This window comes from Kineosporia succinea (assembly GCF_030811555.1).
In the GTDB taxonomy this organism is placed as follows: Bacteria; Actinomycetota; Actinomycetes; order Actinomycetales; family Kineosporiaceae; genus Kineosporia; species Kineosporia succinea.
Map to the genome: position 1 here is coordinate 3252603 of NZ_JAUSQZ010000001.1, position 15538 is coordinate 3268140.

Sequence of the window (15538 nt, forward strand, 5' to 3'; positions counted from 1 at the left end):
CCACCAGGAGAGCGGGGCCCGGGAGGACCACCTACCATTGGTCAATGGCCAGAGTTCTGTTCGTGCTCGCGGCAATCGGTGTCACCGTCTACGCCGCCATCGACTGTCTGCAGAGCAGTGACGACGACATCCGCACCCTGCCCAAGCCGCTGTGGCTGCTGCTCATCGTGGCCCTGCCGCTGCTGGGCGGGATGATCTGGATCCTGTTCGGGCGTCAGTCGTCGCCGGGCAACCAGCCGCCGCGCCGTCTGCGCTCGACCGGTCCCGACGACGACCCCGACTTCCTGCGCAACCTCGACGTGCGCAAGCCGCGTCCCGACGACAAGGACAAGTGAGGGGTTCTACTTCTCCGTCCGCAGCCGCAGCTCGCGGGGCATGCGCAGGGTGAGCAGGTTGGTCACGTCCTGCGCCGACATCGGGCGGGCGATCGCGTGACCCTGCACGGCGTCCGCGCCGATCCGCCGGGCTCCCTCCAGCTGGCCGGAGGTCGAGACCGACGCGCAGATCACCTGCAGGCCGAGCGAGTGGCACAGCTGGGCCGCGGCCCGGGCCACGTCGTCACCCTCGCCGGTGCCGTCGAGCTCGGTGGCCAGCCGGCCGTCGAGCTTCACCGCGCTGATCGGCAGCCGGCGCAGCATCGTCAGTGAGGTGCCGCTGGTGCCGAAGTCGGCCAGCGCCACCGAGATCCCGAGCGAGCGCAGCATCCCGAGCGTCACCAGGGCCTGCTCCGACTCCACCAGCTGCCCGGCGCCGACCTGCAGCACCAGCGACGCGGCGGACAGGCCGCGGATGGCCAGCTGGGCCGCCACCTCGTGGGCGAAGTCCGCGTCCTCGAGCTGGGCCGGAGACAGGCTGACCCAGACCTGCTCGACGTCCACGCCCTCGTGCCGCCAGATCACCAGCGCGGCCAGGGCCCGGTTGATCGTCTGCAGGCCGAGCGTCACGCCCAGGCCGAGTTCGTCGGCCAGCGGCACGAAGGTCTCCGGGGAGACCACCACCCCGTCCTGGCGCCGCCAGCGCGGCAGGGCCTGCGCCCCGGCGATCCGGTCGTCGTCGTCCACCCCGGTGCCCAGGGCCAGCAACGGCTGGAAGTCGACCTCGATCAGGCCCATCCGCACCGCGTGCCGCAGCTCCTGCTCCAGGCCGGCCCGCATCAGGCTGCGCGCCCGCTCGGCCCGGTCGAACATCGCCCACCGGCCGCGGCCCCCGCGCCGGGCCGCGCGCACGGCCTCGTCGGCGGCCTGCAGCAGGTCCTCGGCGGTGATCAGGCCCGGCCCGGAGACCGCGCCCCCGAGCGAGCAGGACAGGCTGAGCTCACGGGCCCCGGCCAGCACCGGCTCGTCCATCAGCCGGGAGATCACCCGGGCCACGTCGGCGCAGGTGTCGGCGTTCGGCGGGAGGACGTCGTCGGTGACGACCACGGCGAACTGCCGGCGCGCCACCCGGGCCACCAGGTAGCCGTCGAAACCCTCGGCGATGCGCAGGCCCACCTGGGTGGCCAGGTCGTCGGCGACGGTCGCGCCCAGGCTGTCGGCCAGGTCGTCGAAGCGGTCGAGCTCGGCCAGCACCAGCCCGACCGGCGGCGGGGTGCTGCCGTGGGTGAGCGGGTCGGCGGTGGACAGGGTCAGGGCCAGGGCCCGCAGCAGGCCGTCGCGGTTGGGCAGCCCGGTCGTCGGGTCGATCGACGAGGACGCGGCCAGCGCGGCGGTCTCGGCGCGGGCCCGGCGCTCGCCGGCCTGGGCGGCGGAGGCCGCTCCCGTCAGGCGTCGGCGGGTGGTCGTGGAGGTCAGGCCGACCAGGGCGGCCACCAGAACGCCGGAGCCGAGCGCGATCTGGATGCCGACGGCCGGGTGGTTGCCCGGGTCGGCCAGCAGGTGCAGCACCCGGCCGGGCCCGTCGGACAGGGTGCGTCCGGTCAGGGCCCCGGCCAGCGAGAGCACGGCCAGGCCGGTGACGAGCCAGCCGGCCACCGGGCCGACCATCAGCGGGTACGAGGCCACCGTGCCGAGGGCGATCACCAGCGAGACCGGGGTCATCGCGGAGTCGAGCACGGGCAGGGCGGCGGCGGTGCCGAGCAGGGCGGCGGCGCGCAGCACCCGGGCGGTGGTGAAACCGGGCAGCAGCAGCGCCAGCAGGCCGGCGGCGGGCACGGCGGCGAGGGCCAGCCAGACCGCGGGCGGTGCGGCGACGGCCCAGGCGGTGGCCCCGGCGATGAGCGAGAGGACGAACGTGAGCAGGGCTTCGGGGACGCGGCGGGGTTCGGTGACGGGGCGCGTCGCGGCCGGGCGGGCCGGGCTCAGGTCGACGTTGGCCCCGGCCTGGTCCGGTCCGGCCAGGGTGGTCCGGGTGATGAGACGCAGCCCGGTGCGCGGGGTCTGCGGGCCGGCCTGCCCGGCCTGCCCGAGCTGCCCGGACGTGGGGTCCGGCGGCGGCAGCACCGGGTGGTGGATCAGCTTGGGGCCGTCGGACAGGTCGATCGCCATCGCCACGGGCTGGTCCCACTCGGCGGTGTCGTCCCGGTTCTCCTCGGGAGTCCCGTCCTCGGGAAGGTGACCCAGGAGCCGTGCCGCCGAAACGTCCTCAGGTGTGCCGGGTTTCTGCCGACCGGAGGCGGGACGCGGCCGGGGGAGGCCGCCGCGGACGGTGCCGGGCCGGGTCACCCCGAACGTCAGGGTGTCGAAACCGCACTCGCCGGACCGGGACTCGCCGTCGCGCAGCGGGTTGGGCACGGCCAGCGGAGGCGTCAGCAGCTTGTCGCCGTCGTGGTGGGTCACGGGTCCGCGAGCGCCGCGACCCGCCCGCCGCAGCCGGGCCCGCACCCGGGCACCGCGCCGTCTCCAGCTCCGCGACCGCCGGGACACCGCGGAGCCGCCGAACCCACCGCCGGGGCGCGCCGCGAGGTCGTCGCCCGCGGGCTCGCCGCCGGTGTTGGCTCCGAGAAGCGTCATGGTGTCTCCCTGCTGGCCGCCTGCGCGGGTCACCCGGACGGGCGAACGCTGTTGGGCTGTGCTTCGGCAGCGGGCGGGGAGATCTTGAAGTCCGGGAGCAGGTTCAGGGCGGGTGCACAGGCCGGGCTACCCTGGAACGGTGCATCTGGCTCTGATCAAGTACACCGCGATGCGGGTGGCGATCTTCGTGGTCGTCCTGATCCTGCTGGGGCTCGTCGCGGGCCGGAGCATCACCACGGTCGTGCTGGCCGCCGTGATCTCCCTGGCCCTGTCGTACCTGCTGCTGCAGGGGCCGCGGGCCCAGCTCACCGAGGCCATCACCGAGCGCACGGCGAACCGGCTCGACCGTCGGCGTGAAGGCCTCGACCGCTCCGACGACGAGATCGAGGACGAGGCGGACGAGGCGTCCCGCTCAGGTGAGACCGGGCCCGGCTAGAAGGCCAGCCCCACGCCCATCAGCAGCGCCCACACCAGCCCGAGCCGGCCGGTGTCCCTGAGCGCGGGGATCAGGCCGAGCCCCTGGTTGCCGGCGGTCACGCACATCACCGGGCCGCGGGCCAGGGGCAGCGCGATCAGCGAGATCATCGTCCACGGGTGCCACGGCCCGATCACCAGCGTGAGCACGAACGGCGTGGCGATCAGGAACACGTAGAACACCCGCGTGCTGCTGTCGCCGAGCTTCACCGCCAGCGTGTGCTTGCCGGTCACCGAGTCGGTCGGGATGTCGCGCAGGTTGTTGGCCACCAGCACCGCGCAGGCCAGCGAGCCCATCCCGACGGCCGCGCCGAAGCCGGAGCCGGAGATCGTGCCGACCTGGGTGTACATCGTGCCGAGCACCGCCACCAGGCCGAAGAAGACGAACACCGCGACCTCGCCGAAGCCGGAGTAGCCGTAGGGCTTCCGGCCTCCGGTGTAGTACCAGGCCGCGAGCACGCAGAGCACGCCGACCGCGAGCAGCCAGTACTGCCCGGCCAGCAGCACGAGCACCAGCCCGGCCACGCCCGCGACGCCGAAACAGGCGAACGCGGCCAGCTTGACCTGCGAGGGCGTGGCCGCGCGGGAGCCGGTGAGCCGGAACGGGCCGACCCGGTCGTCGTCGGTGCCGCGGATGCCGTCGGAGTAGTCGTTGGCGTAGTTCACGCCGATCTGCAGGGCCAGCGACACGATCAGGGCGAGCGCGGCCATGATCAGCTCGAGCGGGCCCCAGCCGAGGTCCTGGCCGATCGCCGCGCCGGTGCCGATCAGCACCGGGGCCACCGAGAGCGGGAGGGTCTTCAGGCGAGCGCCCTCGACCCATTGGGTTGCGGTGGCCATGGATCAGGTTCCTTCCAGGATCTTCGTGATCGCCGCACGGTCCGGTTTACCCGGGCCGCGCAGAGGTAGGTGCTCCAGCACCACCAGTTGCCGAGGTGCCGACCGGGCGGACAGTTCGTCGGTGACCCGCGCCCGGACCTCGGCCAGGGTAGGGGCTGACGCGCCCGGCGTGAGCACGAGCGCCGCGGCCACCCGCTGCCCCCACTCCGGGTCCGGCACGCCTACGACGACCACCTCGGCCACACCGGGCATCCGGTGCAGGACGTCCTCCACCGGGCCGGGGGCGATGTTGACGCCGCCGCTGATGATCATCGAGTCGAGCCGGCCGGTGACGACGAGCCGGTCGTTCTCCCAGTAGCCGTGGTCGTTGGTGATCACGCGGCGGTCGGTGAAGGGCGCTCCCAGGTAGCCGCGGGCCACGGTGGGGCCCCCGATGACGATCCGGCCTCGTTCCAGCTCCACGGTCACGCCGTCGAGCGGCACCCCGTCGTACACGCACCCGCCCGCGGTCTCGCTCATGCCGTAGGTGGTGACGAGACGCGCGCCGGACCTCTCCAGCAGTGCCGGGTTCACGGCCGAACCGCCCACCAGCACCGCGTCGTACCGGCGCAGCGCCTCGGTGGCCTCGGGATCGTCGAGGATGCGGGTGATCTGGGTCGGCACCAGGGAGGTGTAGAGCCGCCGGCCCCGCAGCCGACGGGTGGCCTCGGTGAATCCCCGGGCGGTGAACCCGTCGTTGAGGTCCATCACGACGGGCGTGGTGCCGGCGACCAGCGAGCGCACCAGCACCTGCATCCCGGCGATGTGCTGGGCGGGCAGGGCGAGCAGCCAGCGGCCGGCTCCGCCGAGCCGGTCGTGGGTGGCGGCGGCGGACGCGAGCAGGGCCGAGGCGGACAGCAGAACCCGCTTGGGGTCGCCGGTGGAACCGGACGTGCGCACCGAGACGGCGGTGGGGTCGGTGGGGTCGTCGTCCGCCCCGAGGAGGGGCACGGCGGGCCCGACGGCATCCAGAACGCCACCGAGGGTCGATCCTGAGTGACTTTGGGGAACTTCGTCGCTGAGCGCAAGGGCGGGACCACTGCCCGAAAGAGCCGCCCGCAGGTGCGTCAGGACCCCCAATATTCGGTCGTCAGCGCAGGTCAGCCGGGTTTCGAGGATGCGTGGAGAGGTCCCGGAGGTCACCTCGGCAGGGTAAGCGGTGACCGGATCGGCCAGCGCGGCAGGTTCCCCAGACGGTCAGTAAGTGGCAGGCTGCTGCTCGTGCATTCCGTGGAACAGGCGCTGGCTGCAATCGGCCGCGCCGAACCCGAGGTGGCCGAGGACGCTCGGGCGGCTTGGGACTCGCTGACCGGGGGTGAGGGGCCCGAGTCGGTGACGCAGTGGCGGCTCCAGCAGTTCTGCTGGGACGAGCTGAACCGATCGTGGATGTCCGACGCGGCGGGTCGCTGGCGGGTCGCCACCGCCCTGGCCGCGCTGCTCGACGGTCTCAGCATGCAGCGCTACGCGGGCATCGCCCGCAGCGACACCACTCGCCAGATCCTCTTCACCGGTGACCAGGCGCCCGACCGGGGCCGCACCGTGGTGCGCCGGGCGATGCAGCGCTCGGGCATCGAGCCGCCCGACACCGAGCTCCTGACCTGGGGCGCGATCATGGGCACGGCCGAGTCGCAGGCCCGCGAGGCCGTCGCCGACCGGCTCGAGATGGCCGTGGCGGTGGGCGATCTGCAGCCCGGCACCCGCGGCTGGCGGGACTCGCAGGCCGAGATCACCCTGAACGTGCTGCTGTCGCCGCGCCTGGACCTGTCCGGAGAGGCCCTCTACGACCAGATCCTCGACGAGCGTCTCGACGACTGGATCCGCGGCCCCCGTTCCACCACGCGCGGCGGTCTGCTGGCCCCGCTCGAGACCAGCCTGCGCGAGAACGTCGACCCGGGCATGGCCGCCCCGGCCCGCGCCCTGCTGCGACCCCTCGACTGGCTGCTGACCGAGATCGGTGACGGCCTGGCCCTCACCGCCGCCGGCTACCTGCCGCCGCGCACGGTCTCCCGCGCGCTCGACGAGCTGGGCTGGCGCGACGAGCTGATCGGCCCGGCCAACCGCGAGGTCGACGCCTACCCGGTGCTGGTGCTGCGCGAGACCGCGCAGCGCCTGGGCCTGTGCCGCCGCCGCGCGTCCCGTCTCACCCTGACCCCGAGCGGCCGGGCCGCCCTGGCCGACGGCCGCACCCTCTGGCAGGCCGTGTCCGCCGGGCTGGTCGGTCCCGAGCACTCCGCCCTGGCCGTGGCCTGGGAGGTCGTGCTGGCCGTGCTGGCGCCGGGCGACGTGGTCGGTGAAGAAGACGTGCGCACCCTGGTGCAGGCCGTGATCACCGAGTCCGGCTGGCGGGTGGCCGGCCGCCGCACGCCGAGCGAGAGCGACACCAGCGCCCTGTTCTTCGCGGTGCTGCGTGAGCTGCGCTGGATGGAACTCGTCGAGGAGTCCGGCGCCCTGCTCGACCGGCAGCTGCGGGCCCGGGCCGGCGCCGCCGACCTGTTCCGCGCCGCGCTGCGCCACCGGGTGCTGCACCGCGACATCGTGCCCTTCTGACACCTGCCCGACGCGTTAGACCGGCCCTGCGACGCGTCGCAGGGCCGGTCTAACGCGTCAGGAAGGCCGGGATCTCCTCCGGCGGCAGCGGCCGGGCGAACCAGTAGCCCTGCCCCGTCTCGCATCCCACGTCGCGCAGCAGGTCGGCCTGGGCCTCGCTCTCGATGCCCTCGGCGGTGGTCTCCAGCGACAGGATCCGGGCCAGGTCGACCACGGTACGCACGATCGCCAGGTCCTCCTCCACCGTCTCGATGTTGTCGATGAACGACTTGTCGATCTTCAGCTTGTCCACCGGGAAGCGCCGCAGGTACGACAGCGACGAGTAGCCGGTGCCGAAGTCGTCGATGCCGACCTGCACCCCGAGCCGCCGCAGCTCCGACAGCTGCGCGGTGATGCCCTCCGGATCCTCCATCAGCACAGTCTCGGTGAGCTCGAGGGTCAGCGCCGACGCCGGCAGACCGGTCTCGGCGAGCGTGGCGATCACGTCCTCGGCCAGCCGCCCGTCGGTCAGCTGCCGGGCCGAGACGTTGATGTTGAGCCCGAGGTCGGGCTGCGCGTGACGGCGCCAGGCGGCCACCTGGCGACAGCTGCGGGCCAGCACCCAGCGCCCCATCTCGACGATCACCCCGGTCTCCTCGGCGATCGGCACGAACGCGGCCGGCGAGATCATCCCGCGCTCGGGGTGCCGCCACCGGATCAGCGTCTCCACGCCCAGCGGGACCCGCCGGGACAGGTCCATCAGCGGCTGGTAGACCAGCTCGAACTGGCTCTCCGCCAAGGCCTTGCGCAGGTCGCCCTGCAGCTCCAGGCGGTCCCGCGCGTCCGCCTGCATCCGCGGCTCGAACACCACCGCGCGCCGGCTGCCGTTCTTCTTCGCCTGGTACATCGCCAGGTCGGCCTGGCGCAGCAGCTCGCCGGTGCCGTGCCGGTCGGCGTCGCCGTGGGCCACCCCGACGCTGGCCGACACGAACAGGTCGCGCCCGGCGAGCCGGATCGGCCTCGACAGGGCCGCCGTGATCCGCTCCGCCGCCCGCAGCGCCGGACCCGACCCCCGCGTCCGCTCCATCAGCACCGCGAACTCGTCGCCGCCGAGGCGGGCCACGGTGTCGCTCTCCCGGATGCAGTCGCGCAGCCGCCGGGCCACCTCGGCCAGGAGGTCGTCCCCGGCGCCGTGCCCGAGCGTGTCGTTCACCGCCTTGAACCGGTCCAGGTCGATGAACAGCACGCTCACCTCGCCGGCGTCCTCCCGGGCCAGTGCCTCCTTCAGCCGGTCGAGGAACAGCGTGCGGTTGGCCAGGCCGGTCAGGGAGTCGTACGAGGCCTCGCGGATCGCCTCCAGGGTGGTGGCGTCGTTCAGGGCCAGGCTGACCTGCTCGGCGAACGCGCCCAGCAGGTCCTGCCGCCAGTCCGCAGACCCCGGCCGCGACGCCGTGCTCGTCACCAGGCTGCCGATGATGCGCCCGCTGACGTGCACCGGGGCGGCCATCAGCGTCACCTCACCGGCGGAGGTGACCAGCTCGTCCGCCTCGATCGCGTCCGTCGCCGTCCGCAGCACCCACTCGTCGGTCTCCACCCCGGCCCGGTGACCGCTCACCGAGGGGATGTTCGGGCGTCCGTCGTGGTCCGGGTCGAGCAGCACCAGTGCCACGAACGCACCCTCGAGCATGCCCGAGGCGCCCTCGGTGACGGCGTCCATGACCATCTGCAGCGGCACCCGGTGCGCGATGTCCCGCTGGATCGCCAGCAGTGTCTCCAGCAGGCGCTCCCGCTGCCGCACGGCCTGCAGCAGTGATTCCCGTTGCCGCGCCTGCAGTTCGCTGTGCCGCCGGGCCCGGGCGTTGTCGAACGACACCGCCAGCTGCCCGGCGATCAGCCGCACCGCGTCCAGCCGGGCCGGTGAGAAGGCGTTGCCGTGCAGGTGGTTCTCGAGCACCAGCACCAGCCGGGGCTCCCCGCCCGAGCTGATCGGCACCACCATCAGCGCGCAGCGGGGCAGCCCGGCCAGGTGCGGGTCGGCGCTGAACCGGTCGTCGCGGGTGGCGTCGGCCACCAGCAGCGGCTCCCCGGTGCGCTCGGCGTACCGCACCGCCGAGACCGGGAACCCGGAGGTGGGCCACTCGCCGTCGGTGAGCAGGATCGTCACGTCGGTGGCGCCGGTCATGGCGGTCAGCACCTCCACGACCCGGGCGTGCAGCGCCTCGAAGGCGGTCTCCCGGCCGATCGCCTGCGAGGCCGAGAGCACCCCGAGAAGGTCCACGGCGTCACCGGTCTCGTCCGAGGTGACCACCTCGTCCACACTCAGCGGCGGCCGTTCGGGCAGGGCCGTGCGCAGGTCCGGGTAACGCCGGCGCAGCTGTTCCACCTTGGCGTCGGCGCCCCAGGCCCGGTACGCGTCGCGGGCCAGGGTGAGCATCGCCCGCGAGCCGTACGTGTGCCCCTGCGCCTCGCGGAACATCCCGGCCCGCTCGAGCACCAGCGCCCGGTGCCAGCCGCGGTTCGGCGGCGTGGTCAGGATCGCGTCGTCGAAGTGCTTCATCGCGGCGGTCAGATCGCCTGCGGCCCAGGCGGTCTCGGCGTCCAGCCAGGTGACCAGGTGGCCGAAGCCGGAGGGCAGGTCGTGCGCCCGCCGGGCGAGCCACTCGCGGCTGGCCCGGAGACTCTCGGGGTCACCGCCGTGCGAGAGCGACAGGGCGTTCAGCAGGTGCGCCTGCGAGGCCGCGTAGGTGCTCTCCAGGAACGCGAACATCGGCATCACCCGGCCCAGTTCGGCCCGCAGTGACTCCGGGGAGCCGAGCAGGGCGGCGTGCAGCGCGCCCAGCAGGTGGTGGTTGACCTGGGCGGCGGGCACGCTCAGCGTGAGGTCGGGGAACGGGGCCCCGCGCAGCGCCTCGACCAGCGACCGGTGGCTCAGGATCAGCTGCCGGGCCTGGTCGTTGCTCATCCGGGCGGCCAGCGCGAGCCCCTGGTCGACGACCGAGAGCAGGCCGCCCAGGCTCAGCCCGAAGTCGAGCATGCTCGAGCACAGCGTGCTGTAGCTGAAGGCGGCCGACTGTGGCTCCCCGCCGCGCAGCAGCCCGGACTCGGCCTGCTGGAGGTCGGCGATCGCGGCCTGGAGCGGCTCGAACCAGGGCCGGGCGGTGGCCCCGCACAGGAACCGGGCGTACGAGGTCTCCGGCTCGTAACCGCGTTCGGCGCTGACCGCGAGAACCCTGGTCACCACGCGGTATCCGGTGCGGAAGTCACCGGCCCGGCCGATCGTCAGCAGGGCCGCGTGCGAGAGCGCCTCGACCAGGGCCCGCAGCGGGCCGTGCTCCTGCCACATCTTCTGGGCGGTCAGGATCAGCCAGCCGAGCAGGTCGTGGTCGGCGAAGTAGGCGGTGTGGTTCAGGCGGCGCAGCACGTCGGCGCGGGCCCGCACCACCGGGTCGGTGCTCTCGTCCCGAAGGAGTTCCGCGGAGTCGGCCCAGGCCGTGAACTCCGGCAGCCCGGCGCTGATGATGCCCACCAGCTCGTCCGGGGGAGGGACCGGCAGACCGAGCCGGCCGAGCTGCTCGCGTCCCAGCGTGATCGCCTCGTGCACCCGCCCGCGGTTGGTCAGGGCGGCGATCTGCAGGCACACCGCGTCGTTCAGGCGCAGCGGGTCGTCGCAGCGCTGCCGGGCCGAGGCGAACAGGCGGTCCATCGCGTCGAGTTCGCCCAGCCCGTACACCGTGGCGTGCCGTTCCAGGGCCAGCCTCAGCAGCAGCTCGTCGTCGGTCTGCGAGTCGGTCAGCAGCTCTTCCCCGGCCGCGTAGAACCGTTCCGCCGAGCTCGGATTCGTCACCCGCACGGCCGTCCCGGCCCGTTCCAGCAGGTGCGCCGCGCGCCGCCGCTCGGCCGGGTCGGTCAGCTCGGGCAGGGCCGCCACGTACTGCGCGGCGGCGGTGGTCAGGTGCCGGGGATCGGACGCGAGGCGGTGGGCGATGGTCAGGCTCAGCAGCCGGGTGGCATCCTCGCCGAGCTGCTCGCGCACCAGCCGGCGGCTGCGCTCGTGCCGGAAGCGCACGGTCGCGTCGCCCTCGGCCTCACCGGTCGTGGTCATGATCAGGCCCTCGGCCAGCGCCGGCTCGAGCCGTTCGTCGAGGTCCTCCACGCTCATCCCGGCCGCGGTGGCCAGCACACCCAGTTCGCTGCGCCGCCCCAGCCCGGCCAGCACCTCGAGCACGGCCACGGTCGGGTCGGGCAGTGTGCGCAGCCGGGCGGCCAGCAGGTCGCCGTTCTCCCCGCCCACCAGCCGGCCCCGCACGGCCGTCGAGTCCCAGGTCCAGCCCGACTCGCCCAGGAGCAGCGACCCCTCGGTGCGCAGGGCGTTGAGCAACTCGATGGTCTCGTAGGGGTTGCCCCGGGTGCGGGCACCGACCACGTCAGCCAGCCGGGCGGCCTCGCGGCGCTCGAGCCGGAGCATCTCGCCGAGCATCTCGGTCAGGTCGTCGCGGCCCAGGTTCTCCAGGCGCACGGCGGGCGGCCAGAGCCCGAGCTGGCTCCAGCGCGCGACCATCGAGCCGATCGTGGGCCCCGGGTCGTCGTCGCGCAGCGCGCCCACGATCAGCAGGCCGTCGATCTCGCCGCCGGTCAGCACGGCGTCGATCAGGCCGAGCGGGAAGGGCGCCGCCCACTGCAGCGAGTCCAGCACCATCACCACCGGCCGGCTGCGGGAGGCCGTGGCGCGCAACAGGTCGAGGGCGCTCTGCCGGGCCCGGCTCTGGATCTCCAGCGGGTCGCCGAACGGTGGGTCGCCGGGCACTCCCAGCACCGGCGCCAGGTCGGGCACCAGCCCGGCCAGCAGCGACGCGTTGCCGCCGAGCATGCTGCGCATCCGCTGACGCTGCTCGATCAGGGCGCTCTCGGGCTCGGCCAGCAGCAGCCGGCCCAGCTGCCCCAGGGCCTCGACCACCGCGTTCGAGCGCAGGTCGGACTCGGAGGCGTCGAAGGTGCCGGAGATGAACCAGCCGCCGGCCGAGGCCACGGTCGGGCGCAGCTGGTCGATGAGCGACGTCTTGCCCACCCCGGCCCGCCCGGTGACGAGGATCCCGGCGGTGCCGCCGGAGCAGATCCCGGTGAACGCCGCCCGCAGCCGGGAGATCTCGGGGTCCCGGGCGAAGAGCCGCGCCGGCCCGGTGAGCTGGTGCGGGAAGTCGCGGTCGCCGAGCGCGAACGGCCGGATCGGGGCCAGCTGCCGTCCGCCGTGCCCGCCGCCGGCCTTCACCATCTCCTGCCGCAGTCGTCGCAGGTCGTGCAGCAGCCCGGCCGCGCTCTGGTAGCGCCGGCCCGGCTCCTTCTCCAGCAGCTTGGCCACGATGTCCGAGAACGGACGCGGCAGAGCCGGGTTCAGGACGGCGACGGGGGTGGGCAGGCGGGCCAGCTGGTCGCGCATCAGGCCCAGCGCGTCGGCCTCGCCGCGGCCGAACGGGGGCTCACCGGTGCACAGCTCGTGGATCACGACGCCGAGCGTGTAGAGGTCGGCGCGCTGGTCGACCGGCTGGGCGGTGCGGCCGGTCTGCTCCGGGGCCAGGTAGACCAGGCGCTGGATGAGCGAGTTGCTGTGCGAGTAGCCGGGCTGTTCGCCCGAGAACAGGGTCGCCCGGTCGAAATTGACGATGAAGGGCCGGTTCTGGGGAACGCTGAGCAGGATCACCTCGGGGCTGAGGTCACTGTGCACCACACCCCGCCCGTGGATCTCGGTGAGCAGCGCGGCCAGGTCGACCACCACGTCCACCAGGGCCGGGACATCGAGGTGCCACTTCGGGCTGCGCATCAGGCCGCGCAGCGACTCACCGCGGAACGCGCGCACGTGGTAGACCGTGCCGGTCGCCGGGCCGACCAGCTGCGGCACCCCCGGGATGCCGCGCAGGCGGTCCATCACGGCCGCCGAGTGACGCGCCCGCAGGGCGGCGTTGACCCCGCGCATCTCCCGGCGGATCAGCGCGTCGTCACCCGTCCCGATCCGGGTGACCCGGCCGAAGCGGTCGTCGTGGATCAGGATCTCGCCCGGTGCCAGCCCGGCCGCGGGCTCCGGCGGCCGTTGCCCCGGAACAGCCCCGTCGGCCCGGGTGTCCCTGCCGCTCCCCGGTTCCGTGTTCGTCATGAATGGTGCCTCGCAATCCCCGTTACCACTCCCCATCGGTGGTGACGCGCGGCGACTCAAGCCATGGGGCCCAACGGGGGACGCGCCGGTCCGGGAACGTCGGTAGGCTCAGCAACATGTTTGATACAGATCGAACACCGGACCTGAAGTCGCCCTACGCCGTCTGGCTCGGCCTCGGCCCGCAGGCGGTCGGAGCCTACGAGGGCCGCGAGGGAGAGCTCACCGCGCAGATCGAGCAGCTCGGTTTCGGGGCACTCTGGCTCGGCGGTTCCTGGGGAGCCGACCTGGCCCCGGTCGAGCGGATGCTGGCCGGCACTCCCGGGCTGGTCGTCGGCACCTCGATCGCCAACATCTGGCGCGATCCGGCCGAGGCGGTGGCGGCCTCGTACCGGAAGGTGGCCGACCGGTTCGGCGACCGGTTCGTGCTCGGCCTGGGCGTCGGCCACCATCCGCAGACCGAGTTCAACCAGGGGCAGTACGACAAGCCGCTCGCGAAACTGCGGGCCTACCTGGACGTTCTCGACGAGGGCGGGGTGCCGGCGCGCAACCGGGCCCTGGCCGCGCTCGGCCCGAAGGCCCTGGAGCTGGCTCGCGACCGTTCGGCCGGGGCGCTGCCCTACCTGACCACGCCCGAGCACACCCGCACGGCCCGCGCGGCGCTGGGGCCCGACCGGCTGCTGGTGCCCGAGCAGAAGGTGGTGCTGAGCAGCGACCCGGACGAGGCCCGGGGCCTGGCGCGCGGCGTGCTGAAGCCCTACCTCGGCCTGCCGAACTACGTGAACTCGTGGCTGCGGCTGGGATTCACCGAGGCGGACGTGGAGAACGGCGGTAGCGACCGGCTGATCGACGGTCTCTTCGGCTGGGGCCCGGACGCGCTGATGCGGGTGCGGGCGCACCGCGAGGCCGGGGCCGACCAGGTCTGCGTGCAGCCCGTGCCGGCGCCGGGCCGGCACGCGCTCGACGACCTGCGGGTCATCGCCCGCGAACTCTTCTGAGACGCGCGGGTGGGCTCCCCACCGGGGTGCCCACCCGCGTCCTCAGTTCTCGGTCTCGTCGTTCTTCTTCGGCGGCTTCGCCTTCGCCTCGGAATCGTCGTCGGGGCGGGTCAGTGTGCGCTTGCGCTGCGCGCGGGCCAGCCCGGCGATGAAGTCGGGGTCGTCGTCGGGACCGACGGGGTACTGCGTCATGCCCTCGGCGGCCCAGCCGGTGCCGGAGGGGTGCCCGGGGGCGTGCTCGTGGCGGCCGCGGCGCGGGCCACTGGTCAGCAGCCAGAACACCGCACCGAAGAGCGGCACCACGAGAACCACGGCGACCCACTGACCGCGGGTCAGGCGGTGGAGCTCGTCGGGCGGCGTCTGCATCACGTCGAAGACGGAGTAGACGATGAGGCCGATGTAGAGCAGCGCGGGCAGGGCGGTCAGCAGCACGTGCGCTCCCCCTTCTGTCGGTGTTCCCGATACCGGCGCACCAGGGCGCCTGGCATCCCTCGGCCGGCGGTTCGGCCGGGAGAAAACCCGTCCCCCAAGCCTGCCACGTTCCGCGCGTCTTGTGACCGTCGTCGGGCTGAGAGTAAGCCCGGAAATCCATCAGTAGTAGTAGGGGTACGGGCTCCAGTCCGGGTCGCGCTTCTGCAGGAACGCGTCGCGTCCCTCCACCGCCTCGTCGGTCATGTAGGCCAGGCGGGTCGCCTCGCCGGCGAACACCTGCTGGCCCATCAGCCCGTCGTCCGTCAGGTTGAAGGCGAACTTGAGCATGCGCTGGGCCGTCGGGCTCTTGGCGTTGATCTCGGCGGCCATCCGCAGGGCGGCGTTCTCCAGATCGGCGTGGTCGGCCACCTCGTTCACGGCGCCCATGCGCTGCATCGCCTCGGCGTCGTAGGCCCGGCCCAGGAAGAAGATCTCCCGGGCGTTCTTCTGGCCCACCATCTTGGCCAGGTAGGCCGAGCCGTAACCGGCGTCGAACGAGCCCACGTCGGCGTCGGTCTGCTTGAACCGGGCGTGCTCGCGGCTGGCGATCGTCAGGTCGCAGACCACGTGCAGGCTGTGCCCGCCACCGGCCGCCCAGCCGTTCACCACCGCGATGACGACCTTGGGCATGGTGCGGATCAGGCGCTGCACCTCGAGGATGTGCAGCCGGCCACCCTCGACCTTCACCCGGGCGGAGTCGACCGTGTCGGCGGTGTCGCCCTCGGCGTACTGGTAGCCGCTACGGCCCCGGATGCGCTGGTCGCCGCCGGAGCAGAACGCCCAGCCGCCGTCCTTCGCGCTCGGGCCGTTGCCGGTGAGCAGCACCGTGCCCACGTCCGGGGTGCGCCGCGCGTGGTCAAGGGCCTGGTAGAGCTCGTCCACGGTGTGCGGACGGAAGGCGTTGCGTACTTCCGGACGGTCGAAGGCGATGCGCACCGTGCGGCCGGCCGGACCCGGACGGGTACATCTGTGATAGGTGATGTCGGTAAAGTCGTATTCGGGAACGGACTCCCACGACGTCGGATCGAAGATCGCGGAAACGGTCGGGTCGGCATCGTGAGAGCTCGTCACCCACCGAAGAATAGGCGGGCCGGCGTCGC

Annotated in this window: 10 protein-coding genes; 4 read left to right on the forward strand and 6 right to left on the reverse strand. The window is 73.3% G+C overall.

What is annotated here, in order from left to right; translation table 11 throughout:
- Positions 1 to 44: 44 nt before the first annotated feature.
- A complete protein-coding gene (locus tag J2S57_RS14245; protein ID WP_307242756.1) occupies positions 45 to 335 on the forward strand; it encodes a PLDc N-terminal domain-containing protein in 291 nt (96 codons plus the stop codon).
- Between the two features lie 6 nt (positions 336 to 341).
- Here J2S57_RS14245 and J2S57_RS14250 read toward each other — a convergent pair whose 3' ends face one another.
- Complete coding sequence (locus J2S57_RS14250; RefSeq protein ID WP_307242759.1) at positions 342 to 2948, reverse strand: EAL domain-containing protein; 2607 nt, start codon at positions 2946 to 2948, stop codon at positions 342 to 344.
- 139 nt (positions 2949 to 3087) lie between these two features.
- Here J2S57_RS14250 and J2S57_RS14255 point away from each other — a divergent pair, with 139 nt between their 5' ends.
- Positions 3088 to 3384, forward strand: a complete 297-nt coding sequence (locus J2S57_RS14255) for a DUF4229 domain-containing protein (RefSeq protein WP_307242762.1) — start codon at positions 3088 to 3090, stop codon at positions 3382 to 3384.
- Here the strand turns inward: J2S57_RS14255 and J2S57_RS14260 are convergent.
- Complete coding sequence (locus J2S57_RS14260) at positions 3381 to 4262, reverse strand: 1,4-dihydroxy-2-naphthoate polyprenyltransferase (RefSeq protein WP_307242765.1); 882 nt, start codon at positions 4260 to 4262, stop codon at positions 3381 to 3383. The genes J2S57_RS14255 and J2S57_RS14260 overlap by 4 nt on opposite strands.
- Before the next feature lie 3 nt (positions 4263 to 4265).
- A complete protein-coding gene (menE, locus tag J2S57_RS14265) occupies positions 4266 to 5252 on the reverse strand; it encodes an o-succinylbenzoate--CoA ligase (protein WP_307242767.1) in 987 nt (328 codons plus the stop codon).
- 270 nt (positions 5253 to 5522) lie between these two features.
- Here menE and J2S57_RS14270 point away from each other — a divergent pair, with 270 nt between their 5' ends.
- On the forward strand, positions 5523 to 6848 hold the full coding sequence (locus tag J2S57_RS14270) for a hypothetical protein (RefSeq protein ID WP_307242769.1): 1326 nt from the start codon (positions 5523 to 5525) through the stop codon (positions 6846 to 6848).
- A 49-nt stretch (positions 6849 to 6897) separates the two neighbouring features.
- Here J2S57_RS14270 and J2S57_RS14275 read toward each other — a convergent pair whose 3' ends face one another.
- Positions 6898 to 12972 carry an EAL domain-containing protein gene (locus J2S57_RS14275; RefSeq protein ID WP_307242772.1) on the reverse strand — a complete coding sequence of 2025 codons (6075 nt, stop codon included), beginning with the start codon at positions 12970 to 12972 and terminating at the stop codon, positions 6898 to 6900.
- A gap of 116 nt (positions 12973 to 13088) precedes the next feature.
- Here J2S57_RS14275 and J2S57_RS14280 point away from each other — a divergent pair, with 116 nt between their 5' ends.
- Positions 13089 to 13967, forward strand: a complete 879-nt coding sequence (locus J2S57_RS14280) for an LLM class F420-dependent oxidoreductase (RefSeq protein WP_307242774.1) — start codon at positions 13089 to 13091, stop codon at positions 13965 to 13967.
- Positions 13968 to 14009: 42 nt separating this feature from the next.
- On the opposite strand, the gene J2S57_RS14285 is transcribed toward J2S57_RS14280, so the two are convergent.
- Together J2S57_RS14285 and J2S57_RS14290 are read right to left on the reverse strand one after the other, a co-directional pair.
- On the reverse strand, positions 14010 to 14399 hold the full coding sequence (locus J2S57_RS14285) for a PLD nuclease N-terminal domain-containing protein (protein ID WP_307242777.1): 390 nt from the start codon (positions 14397 to 14399) through the stop codon (positions 14010 to 14012).
- 159 nt (positions 14400 to 14558) lie between these two features.
- Complete coding sequence (locus J2S57_RS14290; protein ID WP_307242779.1) at positions 14559 to 15509, reverse strand: 1,4-dihydroxy-2-naphthoyl-CoA synthase; 951 nt, start codon at positions 15507 to 15509, stop codon at positions 14559 to 14561.
- Positions 15510 to 15538 lie beyond the last annotated feature (29 nt).

What these genes read in the sequence shown, in the direction of transcription:
- J2S57_RS14245 (WP_307242756.1), top strand. Translation starts at nt 45, where the DNA reads ATGGCCAGAGTTCTGTTCGTGCTCGCGGCAATCGGTGTCACCGTCTAC.
- J2S57_RS14250 (WP_307242759.1), bottom strand. Translation starts at nt 2,948, where the DNA reads ATGACGCTTCTCGGAGCCAACACCGGCGGCGAGCCCGCGGGCGACGAC.
- J2S57_RS14260 (WP_307242765.1), bottom strand. Translation starts at nt 4,262, where the DNA reads ATGGCCACCGCAACCCAATGGGTCGAGGGCGCTCGCCTGAAGACCCTC.
- J2S57_RS14275 (WP_307242772.1), bottom strand. Translation starts at nt 12,972, where the DNA reads ATGACGAACACGGAACCGGGGAGCGGCAGGGACACCCGGGCCGACGGG.
- J2S57_RS14280 (WP_307242774.1), top strand. Translation starts at nt 13,089, where the DNA reads ATGTTTGATACAGATCGAACACCGGACCTGAAGTCGCCCTACGCCGTC.